General features: G+C 70.8%; 17 protein-coding genes and 2 rRNA genes. All 19 read right to left on the reverse strand.

Going from position 1 to position 18,178, the window contains the following annotated elements; genetic code table 11:
• Positions 1-948, reverse strand: a complete 948-nt coding sequence (locus tag ACFU8V_RS13155; RefSeq protein ID WP_378871719.1) for an NUDIX domain-containing protein — start codon at positions 946-948, stop codon at positions 1-3.
• Positions 949-1,010: 62 nt separating this feature from the next.
• Positions 1,011-2,531, reverse strand: a complete 1,521-nt coding sequence (der, locus tag ACFU8V_RS13160) for a ribosome biogenesis GTPase Der (RefSeq protein WP_025105139.1) — start codon at positions 2,529-2,531, stop codon at positions 1,011-1,013.
• A complete protein-coding gene (cmk, locus tag ACFU8V_RS13165; RefSeq protein ID WP_378871722.1) occupies positions 2,524-3,222 on the reverse strand; it encodes a (d)CMP kinase in 699 nt (232 codons plus the stop codon). The genes der and cmk overlap by 8 nt, the downstream gene beginning before the upstream one ends.
• Positions 3,215-4,351, reverse strand: a complete 1,137-nt coding sequence (locus ACFU8V_RS13170) for a prephenate dehydrogenase (RefSeq protein ID WP_378871725.1) — start codon at positions 4,349-4,351, stop codon at positions 3,215-3,217. Before ACFU8V_RS13170 ends, cmk begins: the two co-directional genes overlap by 8 nt.
• The gene (locus ACFU8V_RS13175) at positions 4,348-5,145 is read right to left on the reverse strand and encodes a pseudouridine synthase (protein ID WP_378871728.1); all 798 of its coding nucleotides are present in this window, start codon (positions 5,143-5,145) and stop codon (positions 4,348-4,350) included. Before ACFU8V_RS13175 ends, ACFU8V_RS13170 begins: the two co-directional genes overlap by 4 nt.
• Entirely contained in the window at positions 5,142-5,765 is a 624-nt protein-coding gene (gene scpB, locus ACFU8V_RS13180; protein ID WP_025105143.1) for an SMC-Scp complex subunit ScpB, read from the reverse strand. The genes ACFU8V_RS13175 and scpB overlap by 4 nt, the downstream gene beginning before the upstream one ends.
• Positions 5,755-6,627: a segregation and condensation protein A gene (locus ACFU8V_RS13185; protein WP_378871732.1), complete on the reverse strand. Its 873-nt coding sequence runs from the start codon at positions 6,625-6,627 to the stop codon at positions 5,755-5,757. The genes scpB and ACFU8V_RS13185 overlap by 11 nt, the downstream gene beginning before the upstream one ends.
• Entirely contained in the window at positions 6,611-7,444 is an 834-nt protein-coding gene (locus ACFU8V_RS13190) for a ParA family protein (RefSeq protein ID WP_164498181.1), read from the reverse strand. Before ACFU8V_RS13190 ends, ACFU8V_RS13185 begins: the two co-directional genes overlap by 17 nt.
• A gap of 157 nt (positions 7,445-7,601) precedes the next feature.
• Positions 7,602-8,504 (reverse strand): site-specific tyrosine recombinase XerD, encoded by a 903-nt coding sequence (gene xerD / locus ACFU8V_RS13195; protein ID WP_126894322.1) that lies wholly within the window; start codon positions 8,502-8,504, stop codon positions 7,602-7,604.
• A gap of 2 nt (positions 8,505-8,506) precedes the next feature.
• Positions 8,507-9,103, reverse strand: coding sequence for an NUDIX hydrolase (locus tag ACFU8V_RS13200; RefSeq protein WP_126894323.1), 597 nt, complete (start codon positions 9,101-9,103; stop codon positions 8,507-8,509).
• A complete protein-coding gene (locus ACFU8V_RS13205; RefSeq protein ID WP_029989884.1) occupies positions 9,096-10,790 on the reverse strand; it encodes a CTP synthase in 1,695 nt (564 codons plus the stop codon). The genes ACFU8V_RS13200 and ACFU8V_RS13205 overlap by 8 nt, the downstream gene beginning before the upstream one ends.
• A gap of 26 nt (positions 10,791-10,816) precedes the next feature.
• Positions 10,817-12,499, reverse strand: a complete 1,683-nt coding sequence (gene recN, locus ACFU8V_RS13210) for a DNA repair protein RecN (protein ID WP_126894324.1) — start codon at positions 12,497-12,499, stop codon at positions 10,817-10,819.
• On the reverse strand, positions 12,496-13,413 hold the full coding sequence (locus ACFU8V_RS13215; RefSeq protein WP_025105150.1) for an NAD kinase: 918 nt from the start codon (positions 13,411-13,413) through the stop codon (positions 12,496-12,498). The genes recN and ACFU8V_RS13215 overlap by 4 nt, the downstream gene beginning before the upstream one ends.
• Positions 13,410-14,207, reverse strand: coding sequence for a TlyA family RNA methyltransferase (locus tag ACFU8V_RS13220; RefSeq protein WP_126894326.1), 798 nt, complete (start codon positions 14,205-14,207; stop codon positions 13,410-13,412). The genes ACFU8V_RS13215 and ACFU8V_RS13220 overlap by 4 nt, the downstream gene beginning before the upstream one ends.
• Positions 14,204-14,383 carry a hypothetical protein gene (locus ACFU8V_RS13225; RefSeq protein WP_126894327.1) on the reverse strand — a complete coding sequence of 60 codons (180 nt, stop codon included), beginning with the start codon at positions 14,381-14,383 and terminating at the stop codon, positions 14,204-14,206. The genes ACFU8V_RS13220 and ACFU8V_RS13225 overlap by 4 nt, the downstream gene beginning before the upstream one ends.
• Positions 14,384-14,432: 49 nt before the next feature.
• Complete coding sequence (locus tag ACFU8V_RS13230) at positions 14,433-15,482, reverse strand: HAD-IIA family hydrolase (RefSeq protein ID WP_378871740.1); 1,050 nt, start codon at positions 15,480-15,482, stop codon at positions 14,433-14,435.
• Positions 15,482-17,509, reverse strand: coding sequence for a primosomal protein (locus tag ACFU8V_RS13235; RefSeq protein WP_378871743.1), 2,028 nt, complete (start codon positions 17,507-17,509; stop codon positions 15,482-15,484). Before ACFU8V_RS13235 ends, ACFU8V_RS13230 begins: the two co-directional genes overlap by 1 nt.
• 75 nt (positions 17,510-17,584) lie before the next feature.
• A 5S ribosomal RNA gene (gene rrf / locus ACFU8V_RS13240) occupies positions 17,585-17,701 on the reverse strand.
• 111 nt (positions 17,702-17,812) lie between these two features.
• Positions 17,813-18,178 (reverse strand): 23S ribosomal RNA (locus ACFU8V_RS13245); the annotation flags it as partial.

The following is an 18,178-nucleotide window of genomic DNA, read 5'->3' on the forward strand; positions in this document are numbered from 1 at the left end:
CTAGGCGTCGAGAAGACGAAGGAGCCAGCCGCTCGAGCGCACCTGTGCCCCGGCGGCCTCGACGCGGGACTGCAGCTCGCGGTCACTGGTCACCGCGAGAACCGGCGACGCGCTCGCGACCCGGCGTTCGACCTCGGCCACGATCGCGTCGTCACCGGCGCCCTCCGCGCGCACGACGTTCAGGGCCGAGCCCGCGACTCCGGCTTCTGCGGCCGCGGCGTCCGCGGGCGATCCCCCCGCAGCGGCCTCCGCGATGTCCCGGGCGCGACCTTCCACGACGAGCGAGACCTCCGGGAACCAGGCGTCCCCCGCGAGCCCGAGGTCGTCTGCGGGCACCGACAGCCCGGTCAGACGATCGCGGAGTCGTGCCGCAGCTCCGGCGCGATCCTTCCACCAGCCGTCCGGGACCGAGCCCACGACGTTGGCGGCGTCGACCACGACCACCGGATGCGCCGAGAGCTGAGCCCGCAGCATCGGCCACGCCGCACCGAAGCCGGGGTGCAGGGGCAGCCCGTCCACGTCCTCGACGGGCACCCACGACAGCGCGACGCTCTCGGGGTCGCTGATCACGGGATCGAACGGCGTCCGCACATCGGCGACGACGGTGGTGTACGACCAGATGCCGAGGTCGAGCACGCTCGTGAAGCGCGGCCGCACCGCGCCATCCGGCACTCCCGCCTCCTCCTGCGCCTCCCGCACGGCACCCACGATGGCCGCCTCGCCCTCGTGCAGCGCGCCGCCGGGCAGGCCCCAGGTGCCGCCGAAGTGGCTCCACGCCACGCGATGCTGCAGCAGGATGCCGCGCTCCGGGTCGACGGCGAGGAGACCGGCCGCACCGAAGCGCCCCCAGTACCGCTCACCGGAGTCCGCAACCACCCAGGCATCGCCCGGATCGCGCGGCCCCTCGGGGCGACGCGGTTCACCGGCGGCGGGAGGTACGACAGTCACCCCCTCAGCTTTTCACAGCATCGGGGCTCCGGCGCCACCGCCGCGACATGCGCGGCAACGAGTCAGCGCTGGCGACGCTCCCGCACACGCATGTTGATGACGATCGGCGTGCCCTCGAACGGGTAGAGCTCGCGCAGGCGGCGCTGGATGAACCGGCGGTAGCCCGGGTCGAGGAAACCGGTCGTGAACAGCACGAACGTCGGCGGACGGGTCGAGGCCTGCGTCCCGAAGAGGATGCGCGGCTGCTTCCCGCCGCGCACCGGGTGCGGGTGCTCGGCGACGAGCTCGGCGAGGAACGCGTTGAACTTCCCGGTCGGGATGCGGCGGTCCCAGTTCTCCAGCGCCATCTCGAGCGCGGGGACGAGCTTGTCGAGGTGACGACCCGTCTTCGCCGAGATGTTGACCCGCGGGGCCCAGGCCACGTGGGCGAGGTCCTGCTCGATCTCGCGCTCCAGGTAGCGGCGGCGGTCGGCGTTCTCCAGGTCGTCGTCGTTGAGGCGATCCCACTTGTTGAACGCCAGGACGAGCGCGCGACCGGACTCGAGCACGAGGTCGATGATCCGCACGTCCTGCTCGCTGATCGACTCCGATACGTCGAGGACGACGATGGCGACCTCGGCCTTCTCCAGCGCGGCAGACGTGCGCAGCGACGCGTAGAAGTCGGCGCCCTGCGCCATGTGCACGCGGCGACGGATACCGGCCGTGTCGACGAGGCGCCACATCTTGCCGCCCAGCTCCACGACCTCATCCACGGGGTCGCGCGTCGTGCCGGCGAGATCGTTGACGACCACACGCTCCTCCCCCGCGGCCTTGTTCAGCAGCGAGGACTTGCCCACGTTCGGGCGTCCGAGGATCGCGACGCGGCGCGGACCGCCGATCTCCTGCTTCGCCACCGCGGAGATCTCCGGCAGCTTCGTCAGCACGGCGTCGAGGAGGTCGGCGACACCACGACCGTGGATCGCGGAGACCGGGTGCGGCTCCCCGAGACCCAGGTTCCACAGCGCGGCCGCCTCCGGCTCCTGACGCGCGTCGTCGATCTTGTTGGCGACGAGGAAGACCGGCTTGCCGCTCTTGCGCAGCAGCTTCACGACGTGCTCGTCGGTCGAGGTGGCGCCCACCATGGCGTCCACGACGAACAGCACGACATCGGAGAGGTCGATCGCGACCTCGGCCTGCGCCGCGACCGAACGGTCGATGCCGCGGGCATCGGGCTCCCAGCCGCCGGTGTCGACGACCGTGAAGCGGCGGTCGTTCCACTCGGCCTTGTACGTGACGCGGTCGCGGGTGACGCCGGGGGTGTCCTCCACGACGGCCTCGCGACGGCCGAGGATCCGGTTCACGAGCGCGGACTTGCCCACGTTCGGCCGCCCGACGATCGCCACCACGGGGAGCGCAGGCAGGAACTCGATACCGTCCTCGCCCAGCGCCACGCCGGCGAGGAGCGCGGCGTCCTCGTCGTCGAGTTCGTAGTCGGCGAGCCCGGCGCGCAGGGTCTCCGCGCGCTGCTCGGCGAGCTGGTCATCGATCTGCTCGAGCTTCTCGGCGAGCTGGTCGGGACCGCCTTCATATTCGTCGTCAGCCACGGTCTGCTCCTCGGAGTCGTTCGATCACCGAGAGGACGGCGTCGATGGTCTGGGGGAAATCGAGTGCGGTCGAGTCGACGACCTCCACGCCCTCCGCGGCGTTGAGGAAGTCGACGACGGCACTGTCGGAGGCGTCGCGCTTGTGCAGGGCGTCCGCCACGGCGGCGGCGTTCTCGCCGGCGAGTTCTCCCGCGCGACGGGCGGCCCGCACCTCCGGTGCCGCGGTCAACAGGATGCGCACGGGGGCATCCGGTGCCACGACGGTCGTGATGTCGCGTCCTTCGACGACGACGGCCGGGTACGGCGCCTCGGCGACCAGCGCCCGGAAGAGCTCGTTGACCTGGGCGCGCACCTCCGGCACGCGGGCCACGCCGCTCACGGCACCGGACACGCGGGGTTCGCGGATCGCGTCCGTCACGTCGACGTCGCCGACGCGCACCGTGCGGTCGTCCGGGTCGAGCCCGAGGCGGACGGGGAAGTCGGCGGCCGCGGCGCGCACGGCCTCGGCGTCGTCGGTGTCTGCACCGCGATCGAGCACATGCCAGGCGAGTGCCCGGTAGGCCGACCCGGTGTCGAGGTAGCCGAAGCCCTCGCGACGCGCGATCGCCTTGGAGACGCTCGACTTCCCGGACCCGGCGGGCCCGTCGATGGCGATGAACTTCGTGGCGGAGATGGTGGAGGTGTCAATCATTGGTGTTCCCTGCGATGCGCCAGCCGCGTTCCTGGAGCCCGGTGATCGCGCCGTGCAGCGCCGCGGGGTCGACACTGATCTCGGCGAGGCCGAACTGCGCGCCCGGAGAGTGCTCCAGTCGCAGGTCCTCGACGTTGACGCCGAGCTCGCCGAGCTCGCCGAACAGGCGACCCAGCTGACCGGCGGTGTCGTCGACCATGACGACCAGTGTCTCGAAGCGTCGGTTCTGCCCGTGCTTGCCGGGCAGGCGCTCGACCCCGTCGTTGCCCTGGCGGATGGTCTCCGCGAGCACGCGTCGGGCGCCCGGGGCCCCGGGAGCGCGCAGCGCGTCGGCGACCTCGCTCAGGTCGGTCGCGAGCGCGTCGAGGATCTCGACGACGGGACCGGCGTTGGCCCCGAGGATCTGCACCCACAGTTCCGGAGCGGACGCGGCGATGCGCGTCGTGTCCCGCACGCCCTGCCCGGCCAGGCGGAGGGCGCCCTCCTCAGCCCCGGCCAGACGCCCGGCGAGGAGGCTCGCGACGACCTGCGGCACATGCGAGGTGAGGGCGACGGAGCGGTCGTGCTCCTCCGGGGTCATCTCCAGCGGCATCGCGCCGACGTCGAGGGCCAGTGCCTCGACCAGCGCGAGGTCGCGCGCGGTGGTGTCCTCGTCGCGGCACACGACCCACGGCCGCCCGATGAAGAGATCGGCTCTCGCCGAGATCGCCCCGCCGCGCTCCCGACCGGCGAGCGGGTGCGAGCCGATGTAGCGGGCGAGGTTCACGCCCCGCTCCCGGAGTGTGCGGAACGGCTCCAGCTTCACGCTCGCGACATCGGTCACGACGGCGCCGGGGTACCGCTCGAGCTCGGCCTGGATCACGTCGGCGGTCACGTCCGGCGGCACGGCCACGACGACGAGCACCGGGGCGTCGTCATCCTGCGGAAGGCGTCCGGCGCCGTAGTCGACGGCGAGGCGCAGCTGCGCAGGGGACGCGTCGGTGAGGACGACGTCGATGCCCTTCGCACGGAGGGCGTGGCCGACGCTGGCACCGAGCAGTCCGGCGCCGACGATGCGCACGGTGCCGGACAGACGCGGCGCCACGGCACCGGTCTTCCGCGCCGCGGGCGCACTCGTCGTCTGGGTCATTCGCTCTCCTGCTCGCCTGGCGCCTCGGCGACACCGGATTCCCGGCGCGCGAGGGTCAACAGCGCGCCGAGTTCAATTTTACTCAGTTCCCGCGTCCGACCGGCCGGGAGGGTTCCCAGGTGCAGCGGACCGAACTGCCGCCGCACGAGTTCCGTGACCGGATGGCCGACCGCGGCCATCATCCGGCGCACGATCCGGTTGCGGCCGGAGTGCAGCGTGAGCTCCACGAGGCTCGAGCCGCGCGACGTGTCCAGCAGCCGAGCCTTGTCGGCGGCGATGGGGCCGTCCTCCAGCTCGATGCCCTTCGTGAGCTTCGAGATAGTCTGCGCCGTCACGCTCCCCTCGACCTTCGCGATGTAGACCTTGGTGACGCCGAAGGAGGGATGCGCGAGGACGTGCGCGAGCTCGCCGTCGTTGGTGAGCAGCAGCAGTCCGCTGGTCTCGGCGTCCAGACGCCCGACGTTGTACAGCCGCTCCTCGTAGTCCTTCGTGAAGCGTCGGAGATCGGGGCGTCCGCTCTCGTCGCGCATGCTGCTGACCACACCCGTCGGCTTGTTCAGCATCACGTACCGCTTGGACACGTCGAGCTGCACCGCGGTGCCGTCCACGTCCACGAGGTCCCGCTCCGGGTCGATGCGGCGGCCGAGCTCGGTGATCACCTGGCCGTTCACCCGGATGCGTCCCTCGACGATGTACTGCTCGACGACCCGACGGGAGGCGACACCAGCCGCGGCGAGCACCTTCTGCAGTCGCACGCCCTCGGGGGCGCTGGAATCGTGGGCGTCGGTGGTCATCGGACCGTCCCTTCGTCGAAGCCGTCGGCGCCGTCGTCGAGGAGCGGCGAGATCGGCGGAAGCTCATCCAGAGAGTTGATGCCGAGATGCTGGAGGAGTGCATCGGTTGTGCCGTAGTTGATCGCGCCGGTCTCGGAATCGGCGAACAGTTCGGTGATCAGCCCCCGCGCGAGGAGGGTGCGGACCACGGAGTCGACGTTGACCGCGCGGATCGAGGCCACCTGGCTCCGGGTCACCGGCTGCTTGTACGCGATCACCGCGAGCGTCTCCAGCGCCGCCTGGGAGAGCCGGGCCGGCGCCTGACCGCCGACGAACTCCGCCACGACCGGATCGAGGTCCTCGCGGACGTAGAGCCGCCATCCACCGCCGACCTCCCGCAGCTCGAAGCCGCGCCGCGGACCCGCGCCTCGACCGTCGTAGTCCTCGACCAGCGACTCGACCGTCTGCCGGACGGCGGGCACCGGCGCGCCGACCGCGGCGGCGAGGGCCACCAGGCCGATCGGCTCGTCGACGATGAAGAGGATCGCCTCCACACGCTCGCTGAGCGGCAGCTCGGAACCCGTCGCGGCGTCGGGCTCGTCGGGGAGGCCGGTCTCTGCCGCGGTCACGTCATCGGTCATAGTCGGCCCCCAGGGTCGCGAGTGTCTCGTCCGACCAGGAGTCGGCGGCCCAGCGGAGGGTGAGCTCCCCGAGCGGTTCCAGTTGTTCGAAGGAGAGCGCCGCGTGGCGGTACAGCTCCAACACCGAGATGAAGCGGGCCACGACGATACCCGGCTCCCAGACGCCCGCGACCAGCTCGCGGAAGCTCAGCGACTCGGTGCCGCGCAGCAGCGTGACGACGATCGCGGCCTGCTCGCGGATGCTGACCAAGGGCGCATGCAAGTGGTCGAGTCCGACGTGCGGGATCTCCTTCGGCGCAAAGGCCAGCAGCGCCAGCGCCGCGAAGTCGTCGGGCGTGAGCGACCAGACGAGCTCTGGTGTCTGCTTCCGGTGCTTCTCCTCCAGCGGTACCGCACGCACATGACGGCGGTCCTCCCGCTGCAGGCACCGCGAGAACCATGCGGAGACCTCTTTGAACGCGCGGTACTGCAGGAGACGGGCGAAGAGCAGGTCGCGCGCTTCGAGCAGGGCGACGGCCTCGGCGTCGACGAGCTCGCCCTGCGGCAGCAGGCCCGCCACCTTCATGTCGAGCAGGGTCGCGGCGACGACGAGGAACTCCGACGCCTGGTCGAGCTCCTCCTCGTCCTCCAGGTCGGCGAGGTACGCGATGAACTCGTTGGTGACGGCGCTCAGCGACACCTCGGTGATGTCCATCTCGTGCTTCGAGATGAGGTTCAGCAGGAGGTCGAAGGGGCCGTCGAAGTTGGACAGCGAGACGCGGAACCCAGCGGCATCGTCGGCGGAGGACGGCTCCGCGGTGTCGATCGCCTCGGCGGGTGCCGGGACCTCAGCGGTACCGAGCTCGTCAGGCGACGGCGCCACGGGCGACCAGCTCCCTGGCCAGCCGCAGGTATGCCTGTGCGGCCGCGTGCTCCGGAGCGAACTCGGTGATCGGGACCCCCGAGACCGACGCGTCCGGGAACTTCACGGTGCGGCCGATGACGGTCTCCAGCACGTCGTCGCCGAACGCCTCCACGACGCGCTCCAGCACCTCGCGCGAGTGCAGCGTGCGCGGGTCGTACATCGTCGCCAGCAGGCCGTCCATCTCGATGGAGGGGTTGAGCCGGTCGCGGACCTTGTCGATGGTCTCGATGAGGAGCGCGACACCGCGGAGCGCGAAGAACTCGCACTCGAGCGGGATGATGACGCCGTGCGCCGCCGTCAGCGCGTTCACGGTCAGCAGACCGAGCGACGGCTGGCAGTCGATGAGGATGACGTCGTACTCCCCCGCCACCTGGCGCAGCACGCGGGCGAGGATCGTCTCGCGGGCGACCTCGTTGACGAGGTGCACCTCCGCGGCGGAGAGGTCGATGTTCGCGGGAAGGACGTCGAGACCGGGCACGTTCGAGTGCACGATCGCGTCGTGCGCGTCGCGCTTCGTGTCGAGCAGGAGGTCGTAGACCGTCGGGACGTCGTGCGTCTGAATGCCGAGACCGGCGGACAGCGCGCCCTGCGGGTCGAAGTCCACGGCGAGCACCTTGCGGCCGTACTCCGCGAGCGCGGCGGCGAGGTTGATGGAGGTGGTCGTCTTGCCGACGCCGCCCTTCTGGTTGCAGAGCGCGATGATGCGGGCCGGGCCGTGAGACTTCAGAGGCGCCGGGATCGGGAAGCCCTGGTACGGACGGCCGGTGGGTCCCATGGGGGTGTCGTCGGCCTTCTGCGCCTTCGCCCTGGACTTCGCCACTTTCTCAGCCACCGGTTCTCCTGCTCCTTCGTGCTTGCTCGATTGTAGCCGCCCAGCGTTCCCCAGCCGGCTCGGCGCGCGGCGGTCCCGGTACCGGCCGCGGCCTGCGCGGTCAGCGCGCCCGGGGATGAGAGGTCGCGTAGATGTCACGGAGAGCATCCACCGACACATGCGTGTAGATCTGCGTCGTCGCGACCGAGGAGTGCCCCAGCAGCTCCTGCACCACCCGCACGTCGGCACCGCCCTGCAGGAGGTGCGTCGCGAACGAGTGGCGCAGCGTGTGCGGGGAGACCTCGGTCGTGAGCTGTGCGCGCTCCGCGGCGGAACGGATCACCAGCCAGGCGCTCTGTCGCGAGAGCGGGGCACCGCGTGCGCCGAGGAAGAGCCGGGCCGATGCGCGGCCCTTCGCGGCGAGCTCCGGGCGAACCCGGGTGAGGTAGGCGTCGACGGCGGCACGGGCGTACGACCCCACCGGGACGATGCGCTCCTTCGAGCCCTTGCCCCGCAGGCGCAGCACCTCGCCGTGCGCCATGTCGTCGACGTCGAGCCCGACCGCCTCCGACACCCGGGCGCCCGTGGCGTAGAGGAGCTCCAGCAGCGCCCGGTCGCGGATACCGAGCGGCTCCTCGGCCGACGGCGCGGCGAGCAGCCGCTCCACCTGGTCGATCGTGAGGGCTTTCGGCAGCCGCCGCGGGGTCTTCGGCGGGCGGAGCCGTCCGGTCGGATCGTCCGCCTCGATGCCCTCACGGGCGAGGAACCGGTGCCAGCCGCGCACCGAGGACTGCAGGCGCGCCAGACTCGTCGCGGCCGGGGGCGGCTCCGCCGAGGCGCGGTCGGCGACGAAGCGGTCGATGACGGCGGGCGTGATGTCCGCCGTGTCGTCGATCCCCTCCGCCGTGAGCCAGTCCCGGTAGCCCTCGAGGTCCCGCCGGTAGGCGCCGACCGTGTGCGCGCTGAGCCCGCGCTCGATCGTGACGTGACGCAGATACGCGTCGAGGGCGCGATCGAGCTGCATGCTCAGCTCCGGTCGCGCAGCCTCTGCGCGGTCGCCAGCACGCCGAGCGCGAGGATGCCGTTGCGCAGGCGTCCCGCCAGGACTCCGGCGATCGCCTCCTCGAGGGGAAGCCAGGCGAGGCGGATGTCCGCCTCCTCGTCTTCGCGGGCGTGCGCGGCCGCGGCGGCGGTGAGCCCCGTCGCGAGGAACACCTGGATGAGCTCGTCGTTGCCTCCCGGCGTGGTCCACGACGACACCAGGGGCTCCCAGTGCGCGGCGACGAGGTCGGCCTCCTCCGCGAGCTCGCGTCGGGCGGCCGCCAACGGCTCCTCCCCCGCGATATCGAGGAGGCCGGCCGGCAGCTCCCAGTCGCGGTGGCGGATCGGGTGACGGTATTGCTGGATGAGCAGCACCCGCCCCTCGTCGTCCAGCGCGAGGATCGCGACGGCCCCGGGGTGGGCGACGTACTGTCGCACGATCTCGCCCTCGCCGTAGCGGACCCGGTCGGAGCGCACGTCCCAGACGCGCCCCTCGTAGACGAGGTCGCTGCTCACGACCTCCGGCTCGAAGGGCTCGTCGCGCAGCGGCTCCGCGACGGCCGTCGCCTCCGACTCACTCATCGACGGGCACGTCGAACAGCTCGCTCGCGCGGTGGCGGGCGATGGCCGCGCCGACGAGCCCGCGGAACAGCGGGTGCGGGTCGGTCGGACGCGAGCGCAGCTCCGGGTGCGCCTGGGTGGCGATGTAATACGGGTGCACGTCGCGCGGCAGCTCGACGTACTCGACGAGGTCGAGTTCCGGGTTGAGGCCCGAGAACACCAGACCGGCCTCGGACAGGCGATCGCGGTAGGCGTTGTTGACCTCGTAGCGGTGACGGTGACGCTCGGACACCTCGGCGGCGCCGTAGACCTCGCGCGCCAGCGAGCCCTCCGCGAGGGCCGCCTGGTAGAGGCCGAGGCGCATGGTGCCGCCCAGGTCGCCGCCGTCGAGGATCTCGATCTGCTCGGCCATGGTCGCGATGACGGGCTCCGCGGTGTCCGGGTCGAACTCGCTGGACGAGGCTCCGGCGATCCCGGCCACGTCGCGGGCGTACTCGATGACCATGCACTGCAGACCGAGGCAGAGGCCGAGGGTCGGGATGCCCTGCTCGCGGGCGAACTTCAGCGCACCCAGCTTGCCCTCGATGCCGCGGATGCCGAAGCCTCCGGGGACGCAGATGCCGTCCAGCTCGGCCAGCTGCTCCTGCGCGCCCTCCGGCGTCTCGCAGAGGTCGGACGGGATCCAGCGGATGTTGACCTTGGTCTCCTGCGCGAAGCCGCCCGCCTTGAGGGCCTCCGTCACGGACAGGTAGGCGTCCGGAAGGTCGATGTACTTGCCGACGAGGCCGATCGTGACCTCGTGCTTCGGGTTGTGCACCGCGTGCAGCACCTTGTTCCAGCGCGTCCAGTCGACGTCGTCCGCCTTCTGGTCGAGGCCGAGGCGGCGCACGATGTAGGAGTCGAGGCCCTGCTCGTTGAGGGTCGACGGGATGTCGTAGATGCTCGGCAGGTCGACGGTGTTGATGACGCCTTCGACGTCGACGTCGCACATCAGAGCGATCTTGTTGCGGTTGCTCGCGCTCACCGGGCGGTCGCTGCGGAGCACGAGGGCGTCGGGCTGGATGCCGACCTGACGGAGCGCGGCGACCGAGTGCTGGGTCGGCTTGGTCTTCTGCTCGCCGGACGCGCCCATGAACGGCACGAGCGAGACGTGCACGAAGAACACGCTGTCGCGGCCGAGCTCGTGACGCAGCTGGCGGGCCGACTCGAGGAACGGCTGCGACTCGATGTCGCCGACGGTGCCGCCGACCTCGGTGATGATCACGTCGGGACGCGGGTCCTCGGTGGCCTGCAGCCGCATGCGGCGCTTGATCTCGTCGGTGATGTGCGGGATGACCTGCACGGTGTCGCCGAGATACTCGCCGCGACGCTCGCGGGCGATCACCTGCGAGTAGATCTGACCGGTCGTGACGTTGGCCGCCTCGGACAGGTTGATGTCGAGGAAGCGCTCGTAGTGGCCGATGTCGAGGTCGGTCTCCGCACCGTCGTCGGTGACGAACACCTCGCCGTGCTGGAACGGGTTCATGGTGCCCGGATCGACGTTCAGATACGGGTCGAGCTTCTGCATGACCACGCGGAGTCCGCGAGCGGTCAGGAGGTTGCCCAGGCTGGCCGCGGTGAGCCCCTTGCCCAAAGACGAAACGACACCACCAGTCACGAAGATGTGCTTGGTCGTGTCGTTCTTGGGTCCCGCAGAAGAAGAGTTCATCACGGGCTTCTATCCTAACAGTTCATTCAGACGCCGAGGCTGAGAAGCTCGCGGGCGTGGGTGAGTGCGGCATCGGAATCCGCGAGTCCGGAGAGCAGACGGGCCATCTCGGCCTCGCGCTCCTCCCCGTCGAGCCGCCGCACGCTGGACGCGGTGACGGCGCCGTCGTGCGATTTCACGACGGTGAGATGGTTGTTCGCGAAGGCGGCGACCTGCGCGAGATGGGTGACGGCGATCACCTGCGACTTCTCGGCGAGTCGGGCGAGTCGCCGACCCACCTCGATCGCCGCCGCGCCGCCGATGCCCGCGTCGACCTCGTCGAACACGAAGGTGGGCACGGGATCGGTCGCCGCGATGACGACCTCGATCGCGAGCATCACCCGCGACAGCTCGCCGCCGGAGGCGCCCTTGGCGACCGAGCGGGGTTCGGCGCCGGGATGCGGGGCGAGCAGGATGGCGACGTCGTCGCGGCCGTGGGTGCTCTCGGCCCCCGGGGCCACAGAGACCTCCAGGCGCGCGTCCGGCATCGCCAGCGCGTGCAGCTCGGCGGTCACGGCCTCGCCGAGTCGGCCGGCTGCCTCGCTCCGGGCCGCGGTGAGAGCGTCGGCCCGGGCGTCGAGTTCCGTCCTGGCCGCGTCGCGCTCAGCGGTGAGGCGTTCCAGGCGCTCTCCGTCGTCGTCGAGTTCGGCCAGCCGCGCGGATCCGGTCTGCCACAGCGCCAGGGCCTCGGCCAGCGAGCCGTGCTGACGGATGAGGACGCCGAGCGCGGCCCGGCGCTCCTCGACGGCGGCCAGCTCGTGCGGACCGGACTCGTCGAGGTCGGCGAGGAAGCCGGAGAGCACACCGGCGGCGTCGGCAATGCGGTAGCCGATGTCGGCCAGGGTCTCCGCGACTTCCGCGAGCTTCGGGTCGGACACGCGCTCGATCGCTCGGCGCGCTTCCGCGACCAGCGCCGAGGCATCGGGCTCGCCCTCCTCGTTCGAGAGGGCTCCGTGGGCCAGGGCGGCGGCGACGCGGAGTTCCTCCGCGTTCGCGAGGCGCTCGGCACGAGCCGTCAGCTCCTCGTCCTCGCCCTCCTCGGGGGCGGTCGCCTCGATCAGGGCGAGGTCCTCCCGCAGCCGGGCGGCCTCCTCGGCACGCCGGTCACGGTTCGCGGTGATGTCGATGATCTCGGCGTCGAGCGTTCGCCAGCGCTCGAACGCGGCCTGGTACTCCTCCAGCGCCCGGGCGATCGGTTCGCCGCCGAAGCGGTCGAGGGCGTCGCGCTGCGCGGCGGCCGAGCGCAGCCGCAGCTGCTCGGACTGTCCGTGCACGACGATGAGCTCGTCCGCGAGCGAGGACAGCACCCCTGCCGGCGCGGCCCGCCCACCGACGCTCGCGCGACTGCGGCCCTCGGCACTGAGGGTGCGCGAGACATAGAGCTCAGCGGTGCCGGCACCGGCCGGCTCCAGCTCTCCCCCGGCCTCGGCCACGATGTCGGCGACCTCGCCCTTCTCGGGCACGATCCACACCCCGGCCACCGAGGCCTGCGCGGCTCCCTTGCGCACGGCGCCCGAGTCGGCGCGCTGGCCGAGGAGCAGCCCGAGCCCGGTGACGACCATGGTCTTGCCCGCGCCCGTCTCTCCGGTGATGGCCGTGAAGCCGGGCCCGAGCGGCAGGACGGCGTCGGCGATCACGCCGAGCCCCTGCATGCGCATCTCCTCGATCATGCGTCGCTCCTCCGCTCCTGTCCGCGCCATCCTTCGACGGGCAGCTGGAACTTCCGCACGAGACGGTTCGTGAACGCCGTGGGGTGCAGACGCGCGAGGCGGACCGGGCGCGACGAGCGACGCACCACGACGCGGGCTCCCGGCGGAAGGTCGTGGGAACGACGGCCGTCGCACCAGAGGATGCCGGAGCCATCCGTCCGCTCCAGCATCTCGATCGCCACGGCCGCCTCGGGGCTCACCACGAGCGGCTTCGCGAAGAGCGCGTGCGCCGACAGCGGGACCACCGCGATGGCCTCGACCGTCGGCCAGATGACCGGGCCGCCGGCGGAGAAGTTGTAGGCGGTCGAGCCGGTCGGGGTGGAGATGACCATGCCGTCGCAGCCGAAGCTCGACAGCGGGCGCCCGTCGATCTCGAGCACCACCTCGATCATGCGCTCGCGGCTCGCCTTCTCGACGGTCGCCTCGTTCAGGGCCCAGGTCTCGAAGACGACGTCGCCCGAGGCGTCCTTCACGCGCACCGACAGTGCCAGGCGCTCCTCGACCTCGTAGTCGCGGGCGATGACGCGGCGCATCGCGTCGTCCATGTCGTCCCGGTCGATCTCCGCGAGGAAGCCGACGTGACCCATGTTGATGCCGAGCACCGGAGCGCCGCTGTCACGGACGAGCTCTGCCGCGCGGAGGATCGTGCCATCGCCCCCGAGGACGATCGCGAGCTCGAGCGTCGCCGGTCCGGAGGCGTCCAGCACCTCGACGTCCGCGAAGAACGCATCGACTGCGGCGAGCTCGGCATGGTCGTCGGCTGCCAGGACGGGACGGACCCCCGCACCGCGGAGGGCGTCGATCACCCGACGGGCGGCCGCGACGGTGTCGACGCGACCCGCGTGGGCGACGACCAGGATCCTGCGCTCGTTCATCGTCCCCCTGCCAGCCGGTTGATGGTGTCCATCCATTCTGTCGGATTGCTGCCGCCGCCCGGCACGAGGTGCACGAGATACTCCGCATTGCCGTGGGTCCCGAGGATCGGGGAGGAGACGAGCCCCGCCATCCCCATCCCGGCGTCCCACGCGCTCCACACCACGCGGGCGACGGCATCGGCCCGGGTGGCGGGGTCGGTGACGAGGCCGCCGCGCACCGCGGTCCTCCCGACCTCGAACTGCGGCTTGACCAGCAGCAGCACGTCGGCGCCCGGCGCGGCCACGGCGACCACCGCGGGCAGCACGAGCTCGAGCGAGATGAAGGAGAGGTCGCCCACCACCAGGTCGGGCGACGTGGACTCCCCCGTCGCTGCGGTGAGGCTGTCACGCGTCATGTGCCGCACGTTGAAGCCCTCGACGGCGATGACGCCGGGGTCGGCGGCGACCGCGGGGGCGAGCTGACCGTGGCCGACATCCACGGCGAGGACACGGCGCGCGCCGCGTTCCCGCAGCACCTGCGTGAAACCGCCGGTCGAGGCCCCCATGTCGAGCGCGAGGCGTCCCTGCACCGGGATGCCGAAGCCGTCGAGCCCGGCGACGAGCTTGTGCGCCGCGCGGCTGACGTAGTGGTCGGCGCCGGCGACCGTGATGGTGTTGTCGTCGCTGACCGCGGTCGAGGCCTTCACGACCGGACGGCCGTCGACGCTCACGAGGCCGTCGGCGATGAGGGTGGCGGCATGCGTGCGCGAACGGGCGAGTCCTCGGGCGGCGAGGGCGGCGTCGAGTCGCGTCATCGTGGTCCCGGGGTCTCCCGCAGGTCGTGCCGGGATCCGCTCTCGAGTCGTCGCGAGAGATCGTCGTGCAGGGCCGAGTACGCGTCCGCGCGTGCGGCGAGCGGCTGCCCTTCGATCAGGCGCAGACGACTCCACAGGCCGTCCGTCGGCGCGCTGGTCGTCGTCTCATCGCTCACGCTTCCACTGTACGCGGCACCGCCGACGGGCGGCGGCGCCACGCGTGGCTCAGGGGCGGTGGAACGGGTCCGCGTACAGCCGTTCCGGAACCCGGAGGACGAACACCGGCGTCCCGGACGCCCAGATCGCGGCGGCGCCCGCACGGAGCAGGTCGAGCTGGTCGCCGGACTCGGCGACGATCTCGACGTCTGCGCCCCGGACGCGGACGGCGGCACCGTTCACGTCGAACACGCCGTCGGTCACGGTGGGCTCGGGGTACGGCTCGTGCAGACCGCGCAGGTCGCCGAGGATATAGGTCGGGCGCGATCCTTCGGGCGCGGCGAGGACGTGCTTGGGACGGTCGATACCGGTCAGCACCAGGGCGGACTCGATGCCCGCACGGCTGGCACCCATGATGTCGGTGTCGAGGCGGTCACCGATGAAGAGCGCTTTCGCCGCGCCGAAACGGGCGAGCGCCTCCTCGAAGATCGGGGTCTCCGGCTTGCCCGCCACCGTCGCCAGGCGACCGATCGCGGTGTGCACGGCGGACACGAGAGTGCCGTTCCCCGGGGCGACGCCCCGCTCGCGCGGGATCGTCCAGTCGGTGTTCGTGGCGATCCACGGGATGCCGCCCTCGTCCTCGGGGACCTTGAGGGCGAACGCCGCTTCGGCGAGGTCGGTCCAGGCGACCTCGGGCGCGAAGCCCTGGACCACGGCCTGCGGCGCGTCCTCGGCGCTGCGCGTGACCGTGTACCCGGCCTTCTGCACCTCGTCGACGAGGCCGTCGCCGCCCACCACGAGGATCGTCGCCGGCGCCGGCACGATCCCGGACAGCAGACGCATCGCCGCCTGCGGGCTCGTGACGACGTCCTGCGGAGCCACGTCGAGCCCGAGACTCGTGAGGTGCGCGGCCACCGAGGCGTCGGTGCGCGAGGCGTTGTTCGTGATGTAGCCGAGACGCACCGCGTGCGCCGCCGCGTTCAGGCTCTCCACCGCATGCGGCAGAGCGCCGGGACCGGCATAGACCACGCCGTCGAGGTCGGCGAGGACGGTGTCAATGCCTTCGAGCGGCGTGCGACCCGCCGGCCGCTTCCGCGCTTTCGCTGTGAAGAGCCCCACTACGCCTCCGGCTTCTCGGACGCGGAGGGCGAGTCGTCCTCCGTCTCGTCATCGTCCGTTTCGTCGTCCTCGCCGAGCAGCTCGCGCACCTCGTCCTCGATGGACGGCTCCGCGGGCTCGGGGGCCTCGGCCGCGTCGTCGGCTTCGGTCGCGTCGTCGGCTACGGTCGCGTCCTCGGCTTCGGTCGCGTCGTCGGCTTCGGTCGCGTCCTCGTCCTCGACAGAAGCGACATCAACGTCGGAGAACTCGTCGTCGGAGAACCCGTCCTCGATGAGGCCGTCCTCCACGTAGAGCTCTTCGTCGCCGGCCTCGTCGACGCCGAGAGCCTCGGCGGCGACCTCGGCACGGCGCGCCCAGAACTCGGCTTCGTCCGTACGCCCGAGGTCCTCCAGGACGGCGGCGCGCGCGGCGAACAGCGCGGGGCTCCACTCGAATGCGCGGTCCGGGTCCAGCTCCGGGATCTCGAGCTCTCCGAGGGCGAGCTCCAGATCGCCCTGGTCGAGCCGGGCACCCGACATCGCGATCGCCAGCGCGACTCGCACGGGCGTGGTCAGAGCTGACCGATCCACGGCCCGACCCGTCTCGAGGGCGCGGTCGGGACGACCGATACCGCGCTCGCTGTCGACCATGAGGGCGATCTGGTCATCCTTGCCGGAGATCCGGCGGTAGGTACGCAGCTCGCGCAGCGCCAAGGCGAAGTCGCCCGTCGCATAGGCGGTGATGCCGAGGGTCTCGCGGACGATCGCGATCCGGCCGGCACGACGCGACGCCGCCAGCGCATGCTCGTGCGCCAGAGCGGGGTCCTCGTCGATCAGTCGGGAGGCCATCGCCAGGTGACGAGCGACGAACTCGGCGTTCTCCTTGCTGAGCGTCTTCAGCTCGTTGCGCGCGGACGGGTGCAGGTCGCGCGCGGTGACCTCGTCCGGGAGACGGGGCTCGTCGAAGCGCGGACGCTCGTTCGCCGCGTTGGCCGGACGCTCCCGGCCAGCCCCGCCGCGCTGCGGGAAGGACCGCGACCGGTCGCTCCCCCGCTCACGCTCGAACCCGCCCTCGCGACGCGGAGCGGAGTCACGGTTGTAACCGCCCTCACGGCGGGGGCCGGAGTCCCGGTTGTAGCCGCCTTCGCGACGCGCAGCGCTGTCCCGGTTGTAGCCACCCTCGCGACGGGGCGTACCACCGTCGCGGTTGTAGCCGCCCTCGCGACGGGGCGCACCACCGTCGCGGTTGGTGTAGCCGCCCTCGCGACGAGGAGCACCACCATCACGGTTATAGCCGCCCTCGCGACGCGATGCACCACCGTCGCGGTTATAGCCACCCTCACGACGAGGGGCACCATCGCGGTTGTAACCACCTTCGCGACGCGGCGCGCCGTCACGGTTGTTGTAACCGCCTTCGCGACGCGGCGCACCACCATCGCGGTTGTAACCACCTTCGCGACGCGGCGCGCCGTCACGGTTGTTGTAACCGCCCTCACGACGCGGAGCACGATCGCGGTTGTAACCACCTTCGCGACGCGCCGCGCCGTCACGGTTGTTGTAGCCACCTTCGCGACGAGGCGCACCATCGCGGTTGTTGTAACCGCCCTCACGACGCGGCGCACCACCATCACGGTTGTAACCACCCTCACGACGAGGCGCACCATCACGGTTGTTGTAACCGCCCTCACGACGCGGCGCACCACCATCACGGTTGTAACCACCCTCACGACGCGGGGCGCCGTCACGGTTGTTGTAGCCTCCTTCGCGACGAGGCGCACCACCATCGCGGTTGTAGCCGCCTTCACGGCGGGGGGCAGCACCGTCACGGTTGTTGTAGCCGCCCTCACGACGCGGCGCACCACCATCACGGCTGTAGCCACCTTCGTGACGCGGGGCACCGTCACGGTTGTAGCCACCCTCACGACGCGGGCCGCGGTCGCCGGAGCGAGATGCGCCGTCGCGGTAGACGGGGCGACCTCCGGAAGGACGATCGTTGCGCTGGTTCCTGTCGTCGTTGCGACGTGGACGGCGCTCTTCCTCTTCCGGCATGGTGCTCCCTGTTCTCTTCGTGCTGTAAACGCAAAATGGCCACCCAACGATGGGTGGCCATTTCGACTAAAAGGAGTCCGGCGGTGTCCTACTCTCCCACAGGGTCCCCCCTGCAGTACCATCGGCGCTGTGAGGCTTAGCTTCCGGGTTCGGAATGTGACCGGGCGTTTCCCTCACGCTATGGCCGCCGAAACACTATTGATGTTTCAATCAAACCTAAAGCAATGATGAATCATTGTTGAAGGTAGTTCTCGACCGTACATCGAGAACCACTCAGTGGACGCAAGCACCAACAAACGGTGTGTTATCAAGTCATCGGCTTATTAGTACCAGTCAGCTGCACACGTTACCGTGCTTCCACATCTGGCCTATCAACCCAGTAGTCTGGCTGGGAGCCTCTCACCCGAAGGTATGGAAGTCTCATCTTGAGGCCGGCTTCCCGCTTAGATGCTTTCAGCGGTTATCCATCCCGAACGTAGCTAATCAGCGGTGCTCCTGGCGGAACAACTGACACACCAGAGGTTCGTCCAACCCGGTCCTCTCGTACTAGGGTCAGATCCTCTCAAACTTCCTACGCGCGCAGCGGATAGGGACCGAACTGTCTCACGACGTTCTAAACCCAGCTCGCGTACCGCTTTAATGGGCGAACAGCCCAACCCTTGGGACCTA

The sequence above is a fragment of the Microbacterium sp. NPDC057658 genome (assembly GCF_042799975.1).
GTDB lineage: Bacteria > Actinomycetota > Actinomycetes > Actinomycetales > Microbacteriaceae > Microbacterium.

What these genes read in the sequence shown, in the direction of transcription:
- ACFU8V_RS13205 (WP_029989884.1), bottom strand. Translation starts at nt 10,790, where the DNA reads ATGAACTCTTCTTCTGCGGGACCCAAGAACGACACGACCAAGCACATC.
- ACFU8V_RS13220 (WP_126894326.1), bottom strand. Translation starts at nt 14,207, where the DNA reads ATGACGCGACTCGACGCCGCCCTCGCCGCCCGAGGACTCGCCCGTTCG.
- ACFU8V_RS13215 (WP_025105150.1), bottom strand. Translation starts at nt 13,413, where the DNA reads ATGAACGAGCGCAGGATCCTGGTCGTCGCCCACGCGGGTCGCGTCGAC.
- xerD (WP_126894322.1), bottom strand. Translation starts at nt 8,504, where the DNA reads ATGCAGCTCGATCGCGCCCTCGACGCGTATCTGCGTCACGTCACGATC.
- scpB (WP_025105143.1), bottom strand. Translation starts at nt 5,765, where the DNA reads ATGACCGATGACGTGACCGCGGCAGAGACCGGCCTCCCCGACGAGCCC.
- recN (WP_126894324.1), bottom strand. Translation starts at nt 12,499, where the DNA reads ATGATCGAGGAGATGCGCATGCAGGGGCTCGGCGTGATCGCCGACGCC.
- ACFU8V_RS13235 (WP_378871743.1), bottom strand. Translation starts at nt 17,509, where the DNA reads ATGCCGGAAGAGGAAGAGCGCCGTCCACGTCGCAACGACGACAGGAAC.
- ACFU8V_RS13170 (WP_378871725.1), bottom strand. Translation starts at nt 4,351, where the DNA reads ATGACCCAGACGACGAGTGCGCCCGCGGCGCGGAAGACCGGTGCCGTG.
- cmk (WP_378871722.1), bottom strand. Translation starts at nt 3,222, where the DNA reads ATGATTGACACCTCCACCATCTCCGCCACGAAGTTCATCGCCATCGAC.
- ACFU8V_RS13190 (WP_164498181.1), bottom strand. Translation starts at nt 7,444, where the DNA reads ATGGGACCCACCGGCCGTCCGTACCAGGGCTTCCCGATCCCGGCGCCT.
- ACFU8V_RS13200 (WP_126894323.1), bottom strand. Translation starts at nt 9,103, where the DNA reads ATGAGTGAGTCGGAGGCGACGGCCGTCGCGGAGCCGCTGCGCGACGAG.
- ACFU8V_RS13175 (WP_378871728.1), bottom strand. Translation starts at nt 5,145, where the DNA reads ATGACCACCGACGCCCACGATTCCAGCGCCCCCGAGGGCGTGCGACTG.